Origin of the sequence: Lentibacter sp. XHP0401 (assembly GCF_025751535.1) — a bacterium.
GTDB lineage: Bacteria > Pseudomonadota > Alphaproteobacteria > Rhodobacterales > Rhodobacteraceae > Lentibacter.
On sequence record NZ_JAOWLC010000005.1, the window covers coordinates 70,772 to 86,934 of the forward strand.

The 16,163-nt window shown below is 58.1% G+C and carries 15 protein-coding genes; 4 read left to right on the forward strand and 11 right to left on the reverse strand.

From position 1 onward, the window contains the following. Window positions 1–80 precede the first annotated feature (80 nt). Both OE750_RS08115 and cls read left to right on the forward strand, forming a co-directional pair. Window positions 81–1,388 (forward strand): ATPase, encoded by a 1,308-nt coding sequence (locus tag OE750_RS08115; protein WP_263763368.1) that lies wholly within the window; start codon window positions 81–83, stop codon window positions 1,386–1,388. A gap of 77 nt (window positions 1,389–1,465) precedes the next feature. Next, on the forward strand, window positions 1,466–2,905 hold the full coding sequence (gene cls / locus OE750_RS08120) for a cardiolipin synthase (protein ID WP_263763370.1): 1,440 nt from the start codon (window positions 1,466–1,468) through the stop codon (window positions 2,903–2,905). 5 nt (window positions 2,906–2,910) lie between these two features. Here cls and folD read toward each other — a convergent pair whose 3' ends face one another. The 7 genes from folD to OE750_RS08155 all read right to left on the reverse strand — a co-directional run bounded on the left by folD (window position 2,911) and on the right by OE750_RS08155 (window position 10,579). Continuing rightward, entirely contained in the window at window positions 2,911–3,813 is a 903-nt protein-coding gene (folD, locus tag OE750_RS08125) for a bifunctional methylenetetrahydrofolate dehydrogenase/methenyltetrahydrofolate cyclohydrolase FolD (protein WP_263763372.1), read from the reverse strand. A gap of 108 nt (window positions 3,814–3,921) precedes the next feature. Further along, window positions 3,922–5,598 carry a formate--tetrahydrofolate ligase gene (locus OE750_RS08130; protein ID WP_263763374.1) on the reverse strand — a complete coding sequence of 559 codons (1,677 nt, stop codon included), beginning with the start codon at window positions 5,596–5,598 and terminating at the stop codon, window positions 3,922–3,924. Window positions 5,599–5,718: 120 nt separating this feature from the next. Then, on the reverse strand, window positions 5,719–6,318 hold the full coding sequence (locus OE750_RS08135; protein ID WP_263763376.1) for an MOSC domain-containing protein: 600 nt from the start codon (window positions 6,316–6,318) through the stop codon (window positions 5,719–5,721). 140 nt (window positions 6,319–6,458) lie between these two features. Further along, window positions 6,459–8,006: a peptidoglycan -binding protein gene (locus tag OE750_RS08140; RefSeq protein ID WP_263763378.1), complete on the reverse strand. Its 1,548-nt coding sequence runs from the start codon at window positions 8,004–8,006 to the stop codon at window positions 6,459–6,461. Window positions 8,007–8,009: 3 nt separating this feature from the next. Continuing rightward, window positions 8,010–9,263, reverse strand: a complete 1,254-nt coding sequence (locus OE750_RS08145; RefSeq protein ID WP_263763380.1) for a biopolymer transporter ExbB — start codon at window positions 9,261–9,263, stop codon at window positions 8,010–8,012. 147 nt (window positions 9,264–9,410) lie between these two features. Continuing rightward, complete coding sequence (locus tag OE750_RS08150) at window positions 9,411–9,668, reverse strand: hypothetical protein (RefSeq protein ID WP_263763382.1); 258 nt, start codon at window positions 9,666–9,668, stop codon at window positions 9,411–9,413. Between the two features lie 383 nt (window positions 9,669–10,051). Then, window positions 10,052–10,579 carry a gamma-glutamylcyclotransferase gene (locus tag OE750_RS08155; RefSeq protein ID WP_263763384.1) on the reverse strand — a complete coding sequence of 176 codons (528 nt, stop codon included), beginning with the start codon at window positions 10,577–10,579 and terminating at the stop codon, window positions 10,052–10,054. Window positions 10,580–10,645: 66 nt separating this feature from the next. Between OE750_RS08155 and OE750_RS08160 the strand changes: the two genes are divergently transcribed. Both OE750_RS08160 and OE750_RS08165 read left to right on the forward strand, forming a co-directional pair. Then, window positions 10,646–11,629: a DUF2125 domain-containing protein gene (locus OE750_RS08160; RefSeq protein ID WP_263763386.1), complete on the forward strand. Its 984-nt coding sequence runs from the start codon at window positions 10,646–10,648 to the stop codon at window positions 11,627–11,629. Further along, complete coding sequence (locus tag OE750_RS08165) at window positions 11,626–12,261, forward strand: HD domain-containing protein (protein ID WP_263763388.1); 636 nt, start codon at window positions 11,626–11,628, stop codon at window positions 12,259–12,261. The genes OE750_RS08160 and OE750_RS08165 overlap by 4 nt, the downstream gene beginning before the upstream one ends. Window positions 12,262–12,492: 231 nt before the next feature. On the opposite strand, the gene OE750_RS08170 is transcribed toward OE750_RS08165, so the two are convergent. From OE750_RS08170 to rpsD, 4 genes are all read right to left on the reverse strand, one after another. Next, window positions 12,493–13,023 carry an extensin family protein gene (locus OE750_RS08170; RefSeq protein ID WP_318527989.1) on the reverse strand — a complete coding sequence of 177 codons (531 nt, stop codon included), beginning with the start codon at window positions 13,021–13,023 and terminating at the stop codon, window positions 12,493–12,495. A gap of 110 nt (window positions 13,024–13,133) precedes the next feature. Beyond that, window positions 13,134–14,048, reverse strand: a complete 915-nt coding sequence (locus tag OE750_RS08175; RefSeq protein WP_263763390.1) for a prephenate/arogenate dehydrogenase family protein — start codon at window positions 14,046–14,048, stop codon at window positions 13,134–13,136. After that, a complete protein-coding gene (gene hisC / locus OE750_RS08180) occupies window positions 14,045–15,127 on the reverse strand; it encodes a histidinol-phosphate transaminase (RefSeq protein WP_263763392.1) in 1,083 nt (360 codons plus the stop codon). Before hisC ends, OE750_RS08175 begins: the two co-directional genes overlap by 4 nt. 120 nt (window positions 15,128–15,247) lie before the next feature. Continuing rightward, on the reverse strand, window positions 15,248–15,868 hold the full coding sequence (gene rpsD / locus OE750_RS08185; RefSeq protein ID WP_263763393.1) for a 30S ribosomal protein S4: 621 nt from the start codon (window positions 15,866–15,868) through the stop codon (window positions 15,248–15,250). Between the last annotated feature and the right edge of the window lie 295 nt (window positions 15,869–16,163).

The window sequence follows — 16,163 nt, forward strand, 5'->3', positions numbered from 1 at the left end:
ACATGGCTAAACTCTTGCTCAAGAGGCTACGCCAGAAACGGTGCAGAACGGCCCGAAACATTGAGCAGACCGAGGCAGTGATGAACATGCAACCAACAGCCGTAATGGCTCCGCCCCCGCCCAAAACGCTGAACGACATGCAGCTTCCCATTGTGATGATGCGTGATATCGCGCTCAAAACGATGTTTCGCAAAAACATCACCGAGGTGAGCGAGCTCGCAAAAGCCATCTGCCTCCCCCGTCAGGTCACCCAAGAGCTGATCGACATGGCCCGCGAGCATAAGCTGCTTCAAGCCACAGGCACGCTCAACGCAAACTCTGGCGGCGAAATGGGCTACCAACTTACCGATGCGGGTAAATCGCGCACACTCGACGCGCTCAGCCAGTCCGAATATTTCGGCGCAATGCCCGTGCCCCTCGATGTTTACCGAGAGCAGGTCAAGCGCCAGTCAATCCGCAACATTCAAGTCACCCGTGAGCAACTTGTCGGCGCGATGGGGCATCTTGTCCTGCCAAACGAGCTTCTTGATCACCTCGGCCCGGCCGTTTCTGCTGGCCGCTCGGTACTCATGTATGGCCCCCCCGGCAACGGCAAATCCTCCATTTCCAATGGCATTCGCGACGCGATGGGTGACAAGGTCTATGTCCCCCGCGCCATCGAGTATGCAGGCCAGGTAATCACCGTTTATGACCCGATCGTTCACACAGCCGTCGATGAGGAGGTCGATGATCCCAACGCGCTGCGCCGCCGCGTCAGCTTTGACACCCGCTATGTCAAATGTGACCGCCCCACAGTGATCACAGGGGGCGAGCTTTCGCTTGATATGCTCGATCTGGTCTACAACCCCACGGCGCGCACCTACCAGGCCCCGCTTCAGCTCAAGTCCACCGGCGGCATCTTCATCGTCGACGATTTGGGCCGCCAAAAGGAGCCACCCCAAGCGCTGATCAACCGCTGGATCGTTCCGCTCGAAGAAAGCAAGGATATCCTCGCGCTGCAATCGGGTGAAAAATTCGAGGTGCCGTTCGACACGCTGGTCATCTTCTCGACCAACTTTCACCCCAACAAAATCTTTGACCAAGCTGCGCTCCGCCGTATCTTTTTCAAAATCAAGATCGACGGCCCCGATCAGGAGAACTTCCTCAAGATTTTCGCCATGGTCGCGCGCGCCAAGAAAATGGAGCTCGACGAGGCCGCGCTCGTGCACCTGCTCAAGGTCAAATACCCGACAATCGACAACATCTATGCCAACTACCAGCCCGGCTTCCTGATTGACCAGATGCGCGCCATCTGTGATTTCGAGGGCATTCCCTACAAAATGTCCCCCAGCCTGATTGATCGTGCATGGGCCAATATGTTTGTCAAAGAAGAAGACATCGTAAACTAAATTCACGCACAGCTTGCCGCGCGGCAGAATCCCTTTAAGTTTGGATATTGCACTCAAACCTAAAGGGAGGGCCGGCCTTGGCAAATTTCCTAACCGTCCTCAGCGCACTGCACTTTCTCGTGTCAGGCACGACAGCCCTGCGCATCCTTCTGCGCGAAAACATATCGCCCTCCGCGCGGATGGCGTGGTTCATCGTAATCATAACCATGCCCGTGCTCGGCCTTACGGCCTATCTGCTCTTTGGTGAAGCACGCATCTCGTCTTCCCTGCGCGCCCGTTACGCAAAAGTCATCACCCAAATAAAACAAACGCAACCGCAACTTTTCAAACAAACAAATGCCCTCGATGACATCCCCAAACACGCGCAGAAGCCCTTTCGCTTCGCCAGTTCGATCAACGGGTTTCAGCCCTCGCAGGGCAACACAGCCAAGCTCATGCAAGACGCCGCCGAGACCCAGCGCCGCCTCATCGCCGATATCGACAGCGCCCGCGACAGCGTCAACATCCTGTTCTATATCTGGCTCACAGACACCACTGGAACCGAAATCGCCCAAGCCCTCATCCGCGCGGCAAAGCGTGGCGTCACCTGCCGCGCCGCCGCTGATAACCTCGGCTCGCGCAAACTTTTCAAAAGCCCGCTCTGGAAAGACATGGCCACTGCGGGCGTTCAGCTACAAGCCGCCATGCCCCTGCCCTCGCTTTTCGGCCTCAACCTGATCACACGCTTTGATTTGCGCAATCACCGCAAGCTTACAATCATCGACGGAACAACCGCTTATATCGGCAGCAAAAACGCCGCCGATCCGGCTTTTCTCCCCAAAGCAAAATACGGCCCTTGGATTGATATAATGTTACGCGTTCAAGGTCCTGTTGCAGCACAGGCGCAAGCCCTCTTCGCCAGTGACTGGATGCTCCACACCGAAGTCCCGGCCGATGCCTTCAACTTCGCCGCAAAACCCGCGGCTAAAGGCTTTCCCGCCCAGATCATCGGCACCGGCCCGCTCGAGAACAGCCTGTCCTCAACCCAGCTTTTCTGCACCCTGTTCGAGCTGGCCGAGCGCGAACTGGTGATCACAACGCCCTATTTTGTCCCTGACAGCACCGTGCTCAGTGCGCTCCAGTCTGCCGCTTTGCGCGGTGTTTCCGTCACTCTCATCCTGCCCGCCCGCAACGACAGCTGGATCGTCAAGTCCGCCAGCCACGGCAACTATGCCGCCCTCCTGCGTTCGGGTGTGCACATCATGGAGCATGGCCCCGGCCTGCTGCATTCCAAAATCGTCACTGTCGATGACACCGTCACCCTGCTTGGCTCCTCCAACCTCGACCTGCGCAGCTTCGATCTCAATTTCGAGAATGATCTTCTGTTCTATGATCAAAACCTCACCAGCCAGATTCGCACCCGCCAAGAGAGCTATCTCGCCGATGCGCACCCGGTTTCGCTGCAAGCAATCGAGGGCCGCTCCGCCCCCGTGCGCCTGCGCGACAATCTCATAGCAACCCTGCGGCCAATGTTGTGAATAGGCTAGGCCGTCAGCCCCTCAGGCTCTGCAAGCCCGTTGGCGCGGCAGCAGGCCGTCACAGTGTTCGCCAGCAAACAGGCAATCGTCATCGGCCCGACGCCGCCTGGCACTGGCGTAATCGCCCCTGCCACAGCCGCGCAGCTCTCGAAATCCACATCGCCGACAAGCCGCGTTTTCCCTTCGCCCTTTTCAGGCGCATCAATGCGGTTGATGCCCACGTCAATCACGGTCGCACCCTTTTTGATCCAGTCTCCCGGCACCATTTCAGCCCGCCCGACAGCCGCCACGACAATATCCGCACGGCGCACCACATCGGCCAGATCCTTGGTGCGCGAATGCGCAATCGTCACCGTGCAGCTGTCGCCCAGCAATAGCTGCGCCATAGGCTTGCCCACAATATTGCTGCGCCCGATGACAACAGCATCCATTCCGCTCAGGCTTCCGTGATGGTCACGTAGCATCATAAGGCAGCCAAGCGGCGTGCAAGGCACCATGCTTTTTTGCCCCGTGCCCAAAAGCCCGACATTGGAAATATGAAATCCGTCCACATCCTTGGCGGGGTCAATCGAGTTGATCACCAGATCTTCGTTGAGGTGCTTGGGCAGCGGCAACTGCACCAGAATGCCGTGAATTTCAGGATCGTTGTTCAGTGTATCAATCAGCGCCAGCAAATCCGCCTCGGACGTGTCCACATCAAGCTTATGCTCGACAGACTTCATCCCCACTTCCACGGTCATCTTGCCTTTCGAGCGCACATAAACCTGGCTCGCAGGGTCTTCACCGACCAGAACAACAGCCAACCCCGGTGTAATTCCGTGCTCTTCCTTGAGGCGGCTCACATGCGCAGCGACTTTCCCGCGTACTGTGCCCGCAAAGGCTTTCCCGTCAATAATCGTCGCGCTCATGCCACCCTCTTTTTTCTTGCTCTAAATATCCTCGCCGAAGGCATGGAGCCGCACGGCGGCGACTGGAGCACCGAGGGCTCGATGCCCTTGGTGCTCCAGCCTCATTTCTTAAAACAGGCCTTCAATCTCGCCTGCGTCATTCAAGCGGATTGTTTCAGCCGCAGGAACCCGTGGCAAGCCCGGCATTGTCATAATCTCACCACAGACCACAACAACGAATCCGGCACCGGCAGAAAGCCGCACTTCACGCACAGGCACAGAGTGCCCGGTGGGCGCGCCGCGCAGGTTCGGATCGGTCGAGAAGCTGTATTGCGTTTTCGCCATACAGACAGGCAGGTTTCCGTAGCCCTGCTCTTCCCAAAGCTTGAGCTGGTCACGGATTTTCTTGTCCGCAATCACCTCGTCGGCACGGTAAATCCCCTTGGCAATCCGCTCGATTTTCTCGAACAGCGGCATGGCATCCGGGTAAAGCGGTGCAAACTGGCTCACGCCACTGTCCGCAATCTCGGCCACACGCTTGGCGAGCTCGGCGCTGCCCTTGGAGCCAAATTCCCAATGCTGGCTGACAATCGCTTCCGAGCCCTGGCTCTTCACATAGTCTTTCACAGCCTGTACTTCGGCCTCGGTGTCCGTCACAAAATGGTTGATCGCAACCACAACAGGCACACCGAATGATTTGAGGTTGCCAATGTGGCGGCCAAGGTTCGCACACCCCTTTTCAACAGCGGCCACATTCTCGCCGCCAAGGTCGGCCTTCGCAACCCCGCCGTTCATCTTCATCGCGCGCACAGTGGCCACAAGCACCACACAGTCAGGCGCAAGGCCCGCTTTACGGCACTTGATGTTCATGAACTTCTCTGCGCCAAGGTCCGCGCCAAAGCCCGCTTCGGTCACAACATAATCCGCCAGCTTCAGCGCCGTCTGCGTTGCAATCACCGAGTTACAGCCATGCGCAATATTGGCAAACGGGCCACCGTGCACAAAGGCAGGGTTGTTCTCGAGAGTCTGCACAAGGTTCGGCTGCATCGCGTCTTTCAGCAAAACAGTCATCGCGCCTTCCGCCTTGATGTCGCGGGCATAAACAGGCGAGCGGTCGCGGCGATAAGCCACAATCATACTGCCAAGGCGCTCTTCAAGATCCTTCAAATCTTTAGAGAGACACAAGATCGCCATCACCTCGGAGGCCACCGTAATGTCAAACCCGTCTTCGCGCGCAAAACCGTTCGATACACCGCCAAGGCTCGAGGTGATCTGGCGCAAGCTGCGGTCGTTCATGTCGACAACACGGCGCCATGTGACGCGGCGGGTGTCGATATCGGCCTCATTGCCCCAATAGATGTGGTTGTCGAGCATCGCGCTCAAAAGCGAGTGCGCGCTGGTAATGGCGTGAAAATCCCCTGTGAAATGCAGGTTCATGTCTTCCATCGGCACAACTTGCGCATAGCCGCCTCCCGCAGCTCCGCCTTTCATGCCGAAGTTCGGCCCCAGGCTCGCCTCGCGAATACAGACCATGGCCTTCTTGCCAATCGCGTTCAAACCGTCGCCAAGACCCACAGTCGTTGTGGTCTTGCCCTCGCCCGCAGGCGTCGGGTTGATCGCTGTCACAAGGATCAGCTTTCCGTTTTTGTTCTTCTGCACGGAGTTGATAAAGCTCTGGCTCACCTTGGCCTTATCATGTCCATAAGGCAGCAGATGCTCACTTCCGATCCCGAGCTTCTCCCCTATCTCCTGAATAGGTCGTTTTTTCGCAGCACGTGCAATTTCAATGTCGGACTTATAGCTCATAGCGGATTCCCTTTTCCCATCCGGCTTCACTTAAGGCACTTCTACCGCTCCCTTTTCAAAGGCGGCGCGCGGAATCCGACATTTCCCAAGCTCTGAGCGGCGGGATACGCCTCCACAAGCTCAAGCGCCGCGGGCGCGCCCCAAGTGCGGCCAGGCAGGCTGGTCCGGCACATGCAGAACCAGTTCGTCGCCCAGCGCAATCTCGCCAACACGCTCTACCCAAGCCGTCACACCGCGGCGGTTCTTCGCAGCAGGCTTGAACGCTTTGCCATACCCCTCATGCGCCGCCTCGATTTCGCGCGCAGGCAGAGTGCAGGGGCGATTCTCCATATCAACCACAAGTGTCGCACCTGATGGCGCCTGCAAACGGGAAGACGGCGGAACAAACGTCAGATCAGGAATACCCTCAATAATCAGCGAAGCCCCCAAATATGCAGGGTCAAGCGCCTCAAGCCCCATCTCGCCCGCAATCAGCGACAGCTCTTCAGCCGACAAAACCGACAGTTGTCGCACATTGGCAATCTCGGTGTCACGCGGATGCTGCAACAAAACGCGGCTGTCAGAGGGCCGCGTGACTCCTCCATGCGCCTCGCCTGCAATCCCGCCAAACTCAAGCATCGCCCGCTCAAGCGGAACCGAACACAAGCCCGCCTCACGGTCAGGAACATAGCCGATCCACTTGATCACGGCCCTAAAATCAGTCGGTTTCAACGCTTGCATTTCACTCTCCCAAATCGCCCGCCCAAGCTGCCCCGCCTTCAGGTCAAAAACAACCCGCTCTTTCTTTTTGCTCTAAATATCCCGGGGTTTGGGGCAGAGCCCCAAGCAAACAGCCTGCGCTGCACAGCAGCTCCTTTGCTTCACTTCTCGGTAAACTTCAGCTCGATCCGGCGGTTCTGCGCCCGCGCCTCCGCCGAGTTCCCGCTGGCAATCGGCTGATATTGTCCAAAGCCGTTGGCGCTCAGGCGGTCAGGCGGGATCGCCAGAAAATTCACCATATAGCGCACCACCGAAAGCGCCCGCGCCTGAGACAGTTCCCAGTTGTCGGCAAATGCGCCTCCCCCCGACAGCGGCACATTGTCGGTGTGCCCGTCCACACGGATCACCCAGTCAATCCCGTCAGGAATATCACCCATCACATTGTGTAGAATACCGGCGATCTTGGCCAGTTCCCCCTGCCCCTCGGGGCTCAGGTTTGCCGCGCCTTGCGCAAACAGGACCTCTGAGGAAAAAACAAATCTGTCACCCACAATGCGCACCCCGTCCTGTGCGCCCATCACATCTCTCAGCCGCCCGAAAAACTCGCTGCGATAGCGCTCGAGGTTCTGCTTTTCGGCCTCAAGCCTGATCCGCTCGGCCTCTTCCAACTCGCGCCGCTTGCGTTCTTCGGCCGCCGCACGCGCCAGAGCCGCGTTCAAGTCCTGCCCGAGGTTGGACAGTTGGATATCACTCGCCGCATCGCGCTCTTTGTAATCATCAATAATCGCCTGAAGGCTGCCAAGCTGCGCGCGCAACGCCGCCACCTGCTGGTTAAGCAAAGCCTGCTCGCGCAGCGCCTCCGCCGAGCGTGCTTCCTCCTCGGAAAGCTTTTCATTGGCCAAAGCCAGCAAAGCCCGCCGCGCATCTGCATCACTCACCTCGGCGCTCAATGCCGTGATCTCTTCGTTCAAATCCTGCTTCGCCGCCTCTGCCGCCGCCAGCAGTGTCAGCGTTTCTTCCGCATCCTTACGCGCGGCTTCCAGCGCCAGCGTCATAGCGGTCAGCTCCGTATCTGCCGCCGCCAGTCGCTCGCGCAACGCCTCCGCTGCCGCAAGCTCGACAGCCCGTGCCGCTTCTTCCTCGCTCAACGCCGTCTTGACCCCTTCGAGCTCCTCATCTTTCGCCGCCACTTCGGCCTCGGCCGCTGCAATCACCGCTTCCAAAGCCGCCTTCTGCGTGGCCAGATCCGCGCGCTCGGCCCGCAAAGCCTCGGCCTCGCTCTGCGCCGTGTCGCGCTCGGCCAGCAAGCTCGCCACCTGCGCTTCAAAGCCTGTTATCTTCGCTTCAGCCGCGCTCAAGGCTTCGTCTTGCGCCTGCGTCTGGGCGCGCAGGCTCGCAATCAAAGCCGCCTGTTCGCTCGCCCGCGTGCGCGCTGCCTCAAGTGTCGTGCCAAGCTCGCTCACCCGCGCTTCAAGCCCGGTGGCGCGGCGCTGCTCAAGCCCCAAAGCCTGCGCAAGCTTGGCAATCTCCGAGTTAAGCTGGTCCATCTCGGTTTCCTGCCCCGTGATTGTCTCACGCAGCACAAACTGCACGACCATAAAGATGGTCAGCACAAACATCAGAACAAGCAAAAGACCCGTCATCGCATCGACAAATCCGGGCCAGATACTGGCCTGAAAGCGTTGCCCTGTGCGGCGGGAAAGCGCCATGGCCTAGCCCTCGCTTTCCGTGTCGTCTGATGCTTTATCTTCTACTGTTTTGCCTGCCGCTCGCACCGGGCGCGGGCTCCCGCCGCGCTGTTCGCGCAGCACCTTGGCCAACGCATTGAGGTCAGTGCGCAGCTCGGCCATCATCTCCTGTCGCCCCGCGCTGATCTCTTCCAGCACCCGCAACATCTGCACATCAATCGAGCGCAGCCGCATACGGCTCTCCGCATCAATCCCCGCATCTGTGCTACTTGCGCCGCGTTGGCGCAACTCGCCAATCAGCGCTTCCTGCCCTTCGGCCACACGGGTCAACGCACTCACCGTCGGGTTTTGATCACCAAGGCGAAAGGTCAACCGCTCGATCGAATCTGTGAGGCTGCCGAGCTTCTGGTCCACAACGGCACGGCTCACATCGCTGTCGGCAAACATCTGTTGCAGGTCTTGCATCTGCCCACTCATCTGTTCGGTCATATGCTCCAGCACACCGTCAAGCACAGCCGCTTGCCCGCCGTCCTCTCCTTCACCGCTGGAAAAGCCCAGCCGCGTGATCGAGGAGAGCCACTCTTCCAACTCACGGTAAAAACGGTTCTGCGCATGACCGGCAAACAGCTCGAGCAAGCCCACAACAAGCGAGCCGGCAAGCCCCAAAAGCGAAGAGGCAAATGCAACGCCCATGCCCGAAAGCTGCGCATCAAGTCCGCTCATCAACCGCGCAAACACCTCGACACCGCTCTCGCCCTCCGCAGGCGCAAGCCCGCGAATGGTATCCACCAAAGCAGGAACTGTGGTGGCCAGGCCGTAAAACGTGCCCAACAGCCCGAGGAAAATCAGCAGGCTCACAATATAGCGGGTAATCTCGCGTTCTTCGTCAATCCGCTGCGCCACCGAATCCAGTATCGAACGCGCCGAGCCCGAGCTGATCTGCCGCCCCCGCGCCCGTGTACCGAGCAAATTCGCCAAAGGCGTCAGCAAGGACGGCGGCACAACCCCCTCCCGCTCCGCACGGTCGGAAGCAAAAGCCTCGATCCAGCGCACCGAGCGCATCATCTGGTAAATTTGCCAAAACGTCGCCAAAACGCCCATGCCAAAGACAAAGACGATAAATCCGTTCAAATAGGGGTTCGCCTCGAACACAGGCAATACCCGCGGCAAAGCCAGCATGGTCACAAACCCTGCCAGCCCCAAAGCCAGCAGCATCAAGATGATCTGCCGGAAGGGTTGCGAAAAATACAGCTCGGCCTCTCGGTCCGTATGCGCCATCGTGCCTGCTCCTGACGCTTATTCCAATGACCCGACCATAAGCAAAACCCGCGCTCAAGCCAAGGAAAATGCCTGCACGTCACAGATAAGAAAAGGCGGCGCACAAATCATGTGCACCGCCCCCGGGAGAGAAGAGTTTACTCGAGCTTAGCGGAAGTGCGCGCCACCCGGTGTTGTGTCGATCTTGTCAGAGCCTTCAAAAAGCGTCGCCTGAACTGTGCCGTTTGTGGCTTCGCGGCCTTCGCGCTTGCTGTTGAAATCGTTTGACTGAATGGTCACGACTTCACCTGATGTGCGCTCGGAAGGCTTTGAGACACCGTCCATGCTCGGGCCACCTGTGCTCATGGCGAAAGCAGTTGTCGTTGTCAGGGCAAAAGCGGCGATTGTGTTAAGTGCGAGTTTCATAATGTAATCCTTTATATATGGTGCGTCAGTGACGCGGTTGCTTCGTTTCGTCCCGTCGGCGTCTCTGCCGTTCGGTATGCAACCAATCTGGCCTTTACCGCCCGGTTTATCAAAACACCCCTGCTCACCGCGCCGTGCGAAAACGCGACAGCATTGTGAGAGTTTCTTCCCTGCTCTTTTTGATCCACTATTTCTTGTTTAATATTATAGACTTGAGACTCACCCCCAAAGACAGCCTCTGAAATATTTCAGCCATTTCACAGCCGCATGAGCAAAAAACAGGGGGTTTTGTGATCGAAAACTTATGTGCAATAATGCACAAAAGCCGCCTTGCGAGCGGATTCTGTGATCAAAACGCACCAAATGTTACAAGATTTTCGCCCTCAACTCAGGCTTTTCACCCGCGCCACAAGCCCGTCAAGGTCGGAGTCCGATATCCCGAGCTCGTGCAAATGGGCTGCCGTGTTGAACAAATACTCGCTGTTCGGCCCGCGTCCACCGTGCGCACGCGCAATAATCAGCGCCTGCTCTTCAAAGTCGAGTCCGCCGCAGTACTGCACATGGTTCGGATCAATGACAAAAGTCACCGCTGCAACACGGCGTTTGTCTGCCAGCGTAATTTCGAGATGCTTCTCGAGATAGGCCGATGAGATCAGTTCGCGCTCGCGCAAATAAGCCAGCACCTCGTCTTCCTGCCCCGTGTGCACCGAAAATCCAACGCCATGGCAGCGCGCACCCGCCGCCTCGTCCAGCGCAAGCACAAGGCCGGGGTTGTCGTCTGTGCCGCGGTGGTGAATCGAGCGCATACAAAAACTGCGCGCATAGCCCTCAAGCGTGGCAATCCGCATCTCATCTACTTCAAAACCGGGGTTCCAGATCAGCGATCCGTAACCAAACACCCACATTGTCATTGCACTTGTCCCTTTGCGCCCTTGCCCCCATAAACACCATCAACAACTCGCATAAAAGGTGCGCGCGTGAAAAAATTGCTCATTCTTATCGTCGCTGTGGCTTCTCTCTGGTCCGGCTACTGGTTCATCGGCGCATCTGGCGTCAAGTCGGGTTTTACCAACTGGTTCGAGGCGCGCCGCCTTGATGGCTGGCAAGCCGACTACTCCGATCTCGCCGTCAAAGGTTTCCCAAACCGCTTTGACACCACCCTGACAGATCCGGCACTGGCCGATCCAAACACAGGCCTCGCGTGGTCCGCCCCTTTCGTGCAAATCTTCGCGCTCAGCTACAAGCCCAATCACATCATCGCCGCCTTCCCCGAGTGGCAAACCCTTGCCAGCCCCTTTGCCAAGCTCTCGCTACAAAGCGAGGACATGCGCGCCTCGATGGTAATGGAGCCGAACACCGCCCTCGCCTTCAACCGCGCCAACCTCGCCGCAGGCGCGCTCACCATCACTGCAGAAGATGGAGCACGCACAAAGCTTTCCGGCCTCCAGGTCGCGCTCACCCGCGAGAGCGGTGCCGACTACCGCGCCGCTTTCAACGCCGATGGCCTCGCCCCGCCTCTGCCCGCGCGCATCACGGGCGATCTGCCTGACACGCTCTCCACCTTCCGCGCCGATGCCACGCTCGGTTTCACAAAGGCATGGGATATCACCGCGCTCGAAGAGGGCCGCCCACAGCCGACAAGCCTCAAGCTGCATCTGGCCGAGGCCGAATGGGGCAAACTCAAGCTCGCCGCCGCAGGCGACCTCACAATTGACAGTGCTGGAACCCCCACAGGCACGCTCACCCTAAAGGCGCGCAACTGGCGCGAAATTCTTACGCTGGCCAAGGCTGCAGGCGTCCTCCCCGAAAGCCTCGCCGATCAGGTCGAGCAAGGTCTCACCCTGCTCGCGGGTCTCTCGGGCAATGTTGAAACCCTCGACATCCCTCTTGGCTTTTCAGGCGGGTTCATAAAGCTCGGCCCCGTGCCCATCGCCCCCGCCCCGCGCATCTTTATCCGATGAGTTGCCCCTACGAGACAGCTCTGCTCGCTCATTGGGGAAACACTCAAGACAGCGCACACGACCTCGCCCATATCCGCCGCGTCTGGGCCAACTGCCAACACATTGCAAAAGGCGAAGCCGCGCCCGCAGACATGGAACTTCTCCAGGCTGCCGCGCATTTTCATGATCTGGTCAATCTCCCCAAAGACGCACCCAACCGTGCCGAGGCTTCCCGCCTCTCGGCCGGGGCCGCTGCCCCGTTGGCGTTGCAATGCGGGCTGCCGCCAGAAAAGCTCCCCGCCTTAAAACACACGATCACCGCACACAGCTTTTCCGCCAAAGTAACCCCGGAAACGATCGAGGCAAAAATCCTGCAAGACGCCGACCGCCTCGATGCCCTCGGCGCAATCGGCCTCGCGCGGATGCTCATGGTTTCAGGCGCCCTCAACCGCCCGCTCTATGATCCGGCCGACCCGCTGGCCCAAAACCGTGCGCCCGATGACACCGCCTTCGCGCTCGATCATTTCCAGACAAAACTCTTCACTCTGGCCGACACCATGCAAACCGCCACAGCCCGCCAGATCGCAAAAGAGCGCACCGATTACCTGCGCGCCTTCCTCGCCCGCCTCACAGGCGAGATCGACGAGGGCTAAACCGCCCCCGTTCTTTTTTTGCCGAAAATATCCTCCCCGAAGGGCCGACCTGCAACACACCAAACACCGTAGGGTGCGGCCAATCCACCACTCTACGCAGGTCACCGTGCGCCCAGCGACACGTCACCGTGCGCTTTATTAACACTCCGAAATCCCGTTTTGGCGGTGCACGCTTTGTGCACGCATTGTGCACGCTAATCACCCCCCTGGAATCAGAGGGCATTAACCATTTTATCTGCAATACGTCCCGCTGCGATACCGCGCCGTATCCATGTGCAAATGGTCCTCGTGGTAACCGTCCGATTTCGGCCCAAGTGTTGTGCCGAACGGCCCGCAAGCCGCCTTATGGGAATGCCGGATCGCCTTGCCGGCTTTGCCCTTACCGTAGTCACTCAAGACACTGTATTCATTACCATCTTTCGTGGTGAAGCCCGAAATATCAATCGCGCGGCCCTTGCCGTGTTCGCTGATTTTTGCGCCCTTTTTGTGGTTGCGCGTGCGGCAAGAATAATGCGCCGCAACTCTCAGCTTGGATATGCCGCCACCAACGCCGCTAAAGGCTGGTTTCACGCCCGTATCGAGCCATGTTTTCAAAGCCTTAGCCGTTTCACATTCAACAACAGCCCCTTGGCTCAACACCACACCGCTCACCGCTCGGACCTTTACCGCGTCGTTAATCCCGCAGCCCTTAAGCTTACCGGGAACATCGCCGACAACTTCGCCGATAATAGAAGGATCACCACAGATCATTCCCCCTGTCACAGCCGCCCCCGCAGCGCGCGATTCGGCCCTCTTGGAACTTTTCGATCCACCCGCCAATGAACAGGATGACGCAAAACATATCAAAAACAAAACACTAGCGAGTTTCTTAATCATTTCTTAACCCTTCCGAAATCTGGCGCATCCGTATCCTGCCCAGCCTCGATAATCCCGCGTCTGATCGCGCGAGTGCGGGTAAAATACGCATGTAACAAGTCCCCGTCGCCCGTGCGGATCGCCCTTTGCAGCGCAAAAAGCTCCTCGGTAAAGCGCCCCAGAATTTCCAGTGTGGCCTCTTTGTTGTTCAGAAAAACATCGCGCCACATCGTCGGGTCAGAGGCTGCAATTCGGGTAAAATCCCGAAAACCCGCTGCCGAATATTTGATCACTTCACTGTCCGTCACTCGGCGCAAGTCATCCGCCACGCCGACCATGGTATAAGCAATCAAATGCGGCGCATGAGAGGTCACACCCAGCACCAGATCGTGGTGCTCCGCGTCCATTTCCTCAACCTTCGCGCCAATCCCTTCCCAAAGCTCACGCAGCTTTTGCACAGCCTTCTGCGGCGTGTTTTGAGCAGGCACAAGCAGGGTGTAACGGTTGTCAAACAGCTCCGCAAAGCCCGATCCCGGGCCGGAATGCTCTGTCCCCGCCAAAGGGTGTGCTGGAATAAAGTTCACGTTATCAGGCAGATAGGGGCCAACAGCCTCAATAACTGCCTTCTTCACAGAGCCCACATCACTCACAGTCGCGCCAGCCTTTAAATGCGGAGCAATCTCCTCGGCCACAGCGCCCATCGCGCCCACGGGCACACAAAGCACCACAAGGTCCGCGTCTCTCACAGCCTCGGCCGCACTGTCGCAAACACTATCGCACAGCCCGATCTCGCGCGCCACATCACGGGTCTCGCTTGAGCGCGCATAGCCGCGCACCTCGCCCGCCAGGCCCTCGCGTTTCATTGCCCAATACATCGAAGAGGCAATCAGCCCCAGTCCGATCAGAGCAACCTTGTCGTAAGTCTGGCTCATGCTTGCCCCTCCCGCCATTTCGTCAGCGCCGCAATCAAACGGCCCGTTTGTTCTTCGTCGCCCACAGTCATCCGCAATCCTTCAGGAAAGCCATATCCCGTGACCCGCCGCACCAGTATGCCCTCGCCTTGCAGGGCCAAATCCACCGCACTAGCTTCTGCTTCATCCGAAAACCGCGCCAGCACAAAGTTGGCAAAGCTCTCGTCACAAGCCACGCCCAGCTGGCGCAAAGCGCCCGTCAATCGCGCGCGCTGAGCCGCGTTCAAAGCCGTGCAGGCGGGCACCCAATCCTGATCTTCCACAGCCGCTTTCGCTGCCGCAAGCTGTATGGTTGATAGGTTAAACGGCTGCCTGATCCGCGTCATCACATCAATCATCCCACGCGCGCCATAGCCCCAGCCAATGCGCAAGCCGCCAAGGCCATACACTTTTGAAAAAGTCCGTGTCATCAACACATTGGGCATTGTGCGGGCAAGCTCGGCACCACCGGAATAGCCTTCGGCATATTCCGTATAAGCACCGTCGATCACCAGAATGACGCTCTCGGGCAGGTTCCGTGCCAGTCGCTCAAGTTCGCCCTCGGGCAGCATGGTTCCCGTCGGGTTCGCAGGGTTCGCCAACATCACAATCCGTGTCGCATCCGTCACGGCTGCAAGGATGTTATCCACACTCACAACCCGCTCGGTCTCGGCCACGTTCACAGGCGTTGCCCCCGCCATATGCGCTAAAATCGGATACATCGAAAAGCCGTGCTCGGTATGGATGATCTCGTCACCTTCCCCGGCAAAGGCCTGACAGACAAACTGCAAAACTTCGTCAGATCCGACCCCGCAAATAATTTGCTCCGGCTCAAGCCCGTAAGCCTTACCAATCGCATCGCGCAGCTCTGCATGGTCAGTTGAAGGATAGCGATAGACCTCGCTGACCGCCAGCAATATCGCGGCTTTAGCAGAAGGCGGCGGGCCCAAAGGGTTCTCGTTTGAAGACAGCTTCAAAACGTCGGAACGTCCGGCGATACTGGACTTTCCGCCCTCATAAAGCGCGATATTCATGATGCCTGATTGCGGTGTAAGGCTCATTTTAGTCTCCCAAGTGCTCAAGGGTCATACAAGCTGCTGCAAAGGCAAGCCAGCAAAGAAAAAGGGCCGCAGCGGTATCCCGCCACAGCCCTTCCATAAGCTCATGCGAAATACGCGCGCTTAGTTCTGTGCGTAATATTCGATGACGAGGTTCGGTTCCATCACAACAGGATATGGCACATCGCCAAGGCCTGGTGCGCGCACGAATGTCGCTGTCATCTTTGAGTGATCTGCATCGATGTAGTCAGGCACATCGCGCTCTGCGAGTTGTGTAGCTTCCAGAAGAGCAACCATTTGCTTTGAACGGTCACGCACTTCAACTACGTCACCTTCTTTAACGCGGTATGAAGGAATGTTCACCTTTTTGCCGTTCACACGGACATGGCCGTGGTTCACAAACTGGCGGGCCGCGAAAACTGTTGCTACAAACTTGGCACGGTAAACAACCGCGTCGAGGCGGCGCTCAAGCAATGCAATCAGGTTCTCGCCTGTATCGCCTTTAACACGTTCAGCTTCTTTAAAGATGCGGCGGAATTGCTTTTCTGTCAGGTCGCCGTAGTAACCCTTAAGCTTCTGCTTGGCGCGCAGCTGAAGACCGAAGTCAGACAGTTTGCCCTTGCGGCGCTGGCCGTGCTGGCCGGGGCCATATTCACGGCGATTAACTGGTGATTTGGGGCGGCCCCAAATGTTTTCGCCCATGCGGCGGTCAATTTTGTACTTGGCAGATGTGCGTTTGGTCACAGCTGATTTCCTTCTAAAAACGAGGCCTCATATAGGCCACTATGAAGGGCGTTGTCCTCTGGATTTCTCCCGACAGGCTGGCTCTTGCGAGGGCCACCAACACCAATGAAGCCGCGCTTATATCTGCACGTCCTCGCGAGTCAAGCGCAAACCCCTGCTTTTTCTGTTCAAAAACACCTAAACGCTACTCCAGCAAAACCCGCGGCACTCATTTGACTGGGGCGGCCCACCAAAGAGTTCCCTCGCCTTGTGGGCAGGGCTGCGGGGTTCGGAGGCACTGAAGTCTTGCGCCATC

Excerpts from the sequence above, each read along its gene's own strand:
- OE750_RS08115 (WP_263763368.1), top strand. The coding sequence starts at position 81 with ATGAACATGCAACCAACAGCCGTAATGGCTCCGCCCCCGCCCAAAACG.
- folD (WP_263763372.1), bottom strand. The coding sequence starts at position 3,813 with ATGAGCGCGACGATTATTGACGGGAAAGCCTTTGCGGGCACAGTACGC.
- OE750_RS08130 (WP_263763374.1), bottom strand. The coding sequence starts at position 5,598 with ATGAGCTATAAGTCCGACATTGAAATTGCACGTGCTGCGAAAAAACGA.
- OE750_RS08135 (WP_263763376.1), bottom strand. The coding sequence starts at position 6,318 with ATGCAAGCGTTGAAACCGACTGATTTTAGGGCCGTGATCAAGTGGATC.
- OE750_RS08140 (WP_263763378.1), bottom strand. The coding sequence starts at position 8,006 with ATGGCGCTTTCCCGCCGCACAGGGCAACGCTTTCAGGCCAGTATCTGG.
- OE750_RS08145 (WP_263763380.1), bottom strand. The coding sequence starts at position 9,263 with ATGGCGCATACGGACCGAGAGGCCGAGCTGTATTTTTCGCAACCCTTC.
- OE750_RS08150 (WP_263763382.1), bottom strand. The coding sequence starts at position 9,668 with ATGAAACTCGCACTTAACACAATCGCCGCTTTTGCCCTGACAACGACA.
- OE750_RS08155 (WP_263763384.1), bottom strand. The coding sequence starts at position 10,579 with ATGACAATGTGGGTGTTTGGTTACGGATCGCTGATCTGGAACCCCGGT.
- OE750_RS08165 (WP_263763388.1), top strand. The coding sequence starts at position 11,626 with ATGAGTTGCCCCTACGAGACAGCTCTGCTCGCTCATTGGGGAAACACT.
- OE750_RS08175 (WP_263763390.1), bottom strand. The coding sequence starts at position 14,048 with ATGAGCCAGACTTACGACAAGGTTGCTCTGATCGGACTGGGGCTGATT.
- hisC (WP_263763392.1), bottom strand. The coding sequence starts at position 15,127 with ATGAGCCTTACACCGCAATCAGGCATCATGAATATCGCGCTTTATGAG.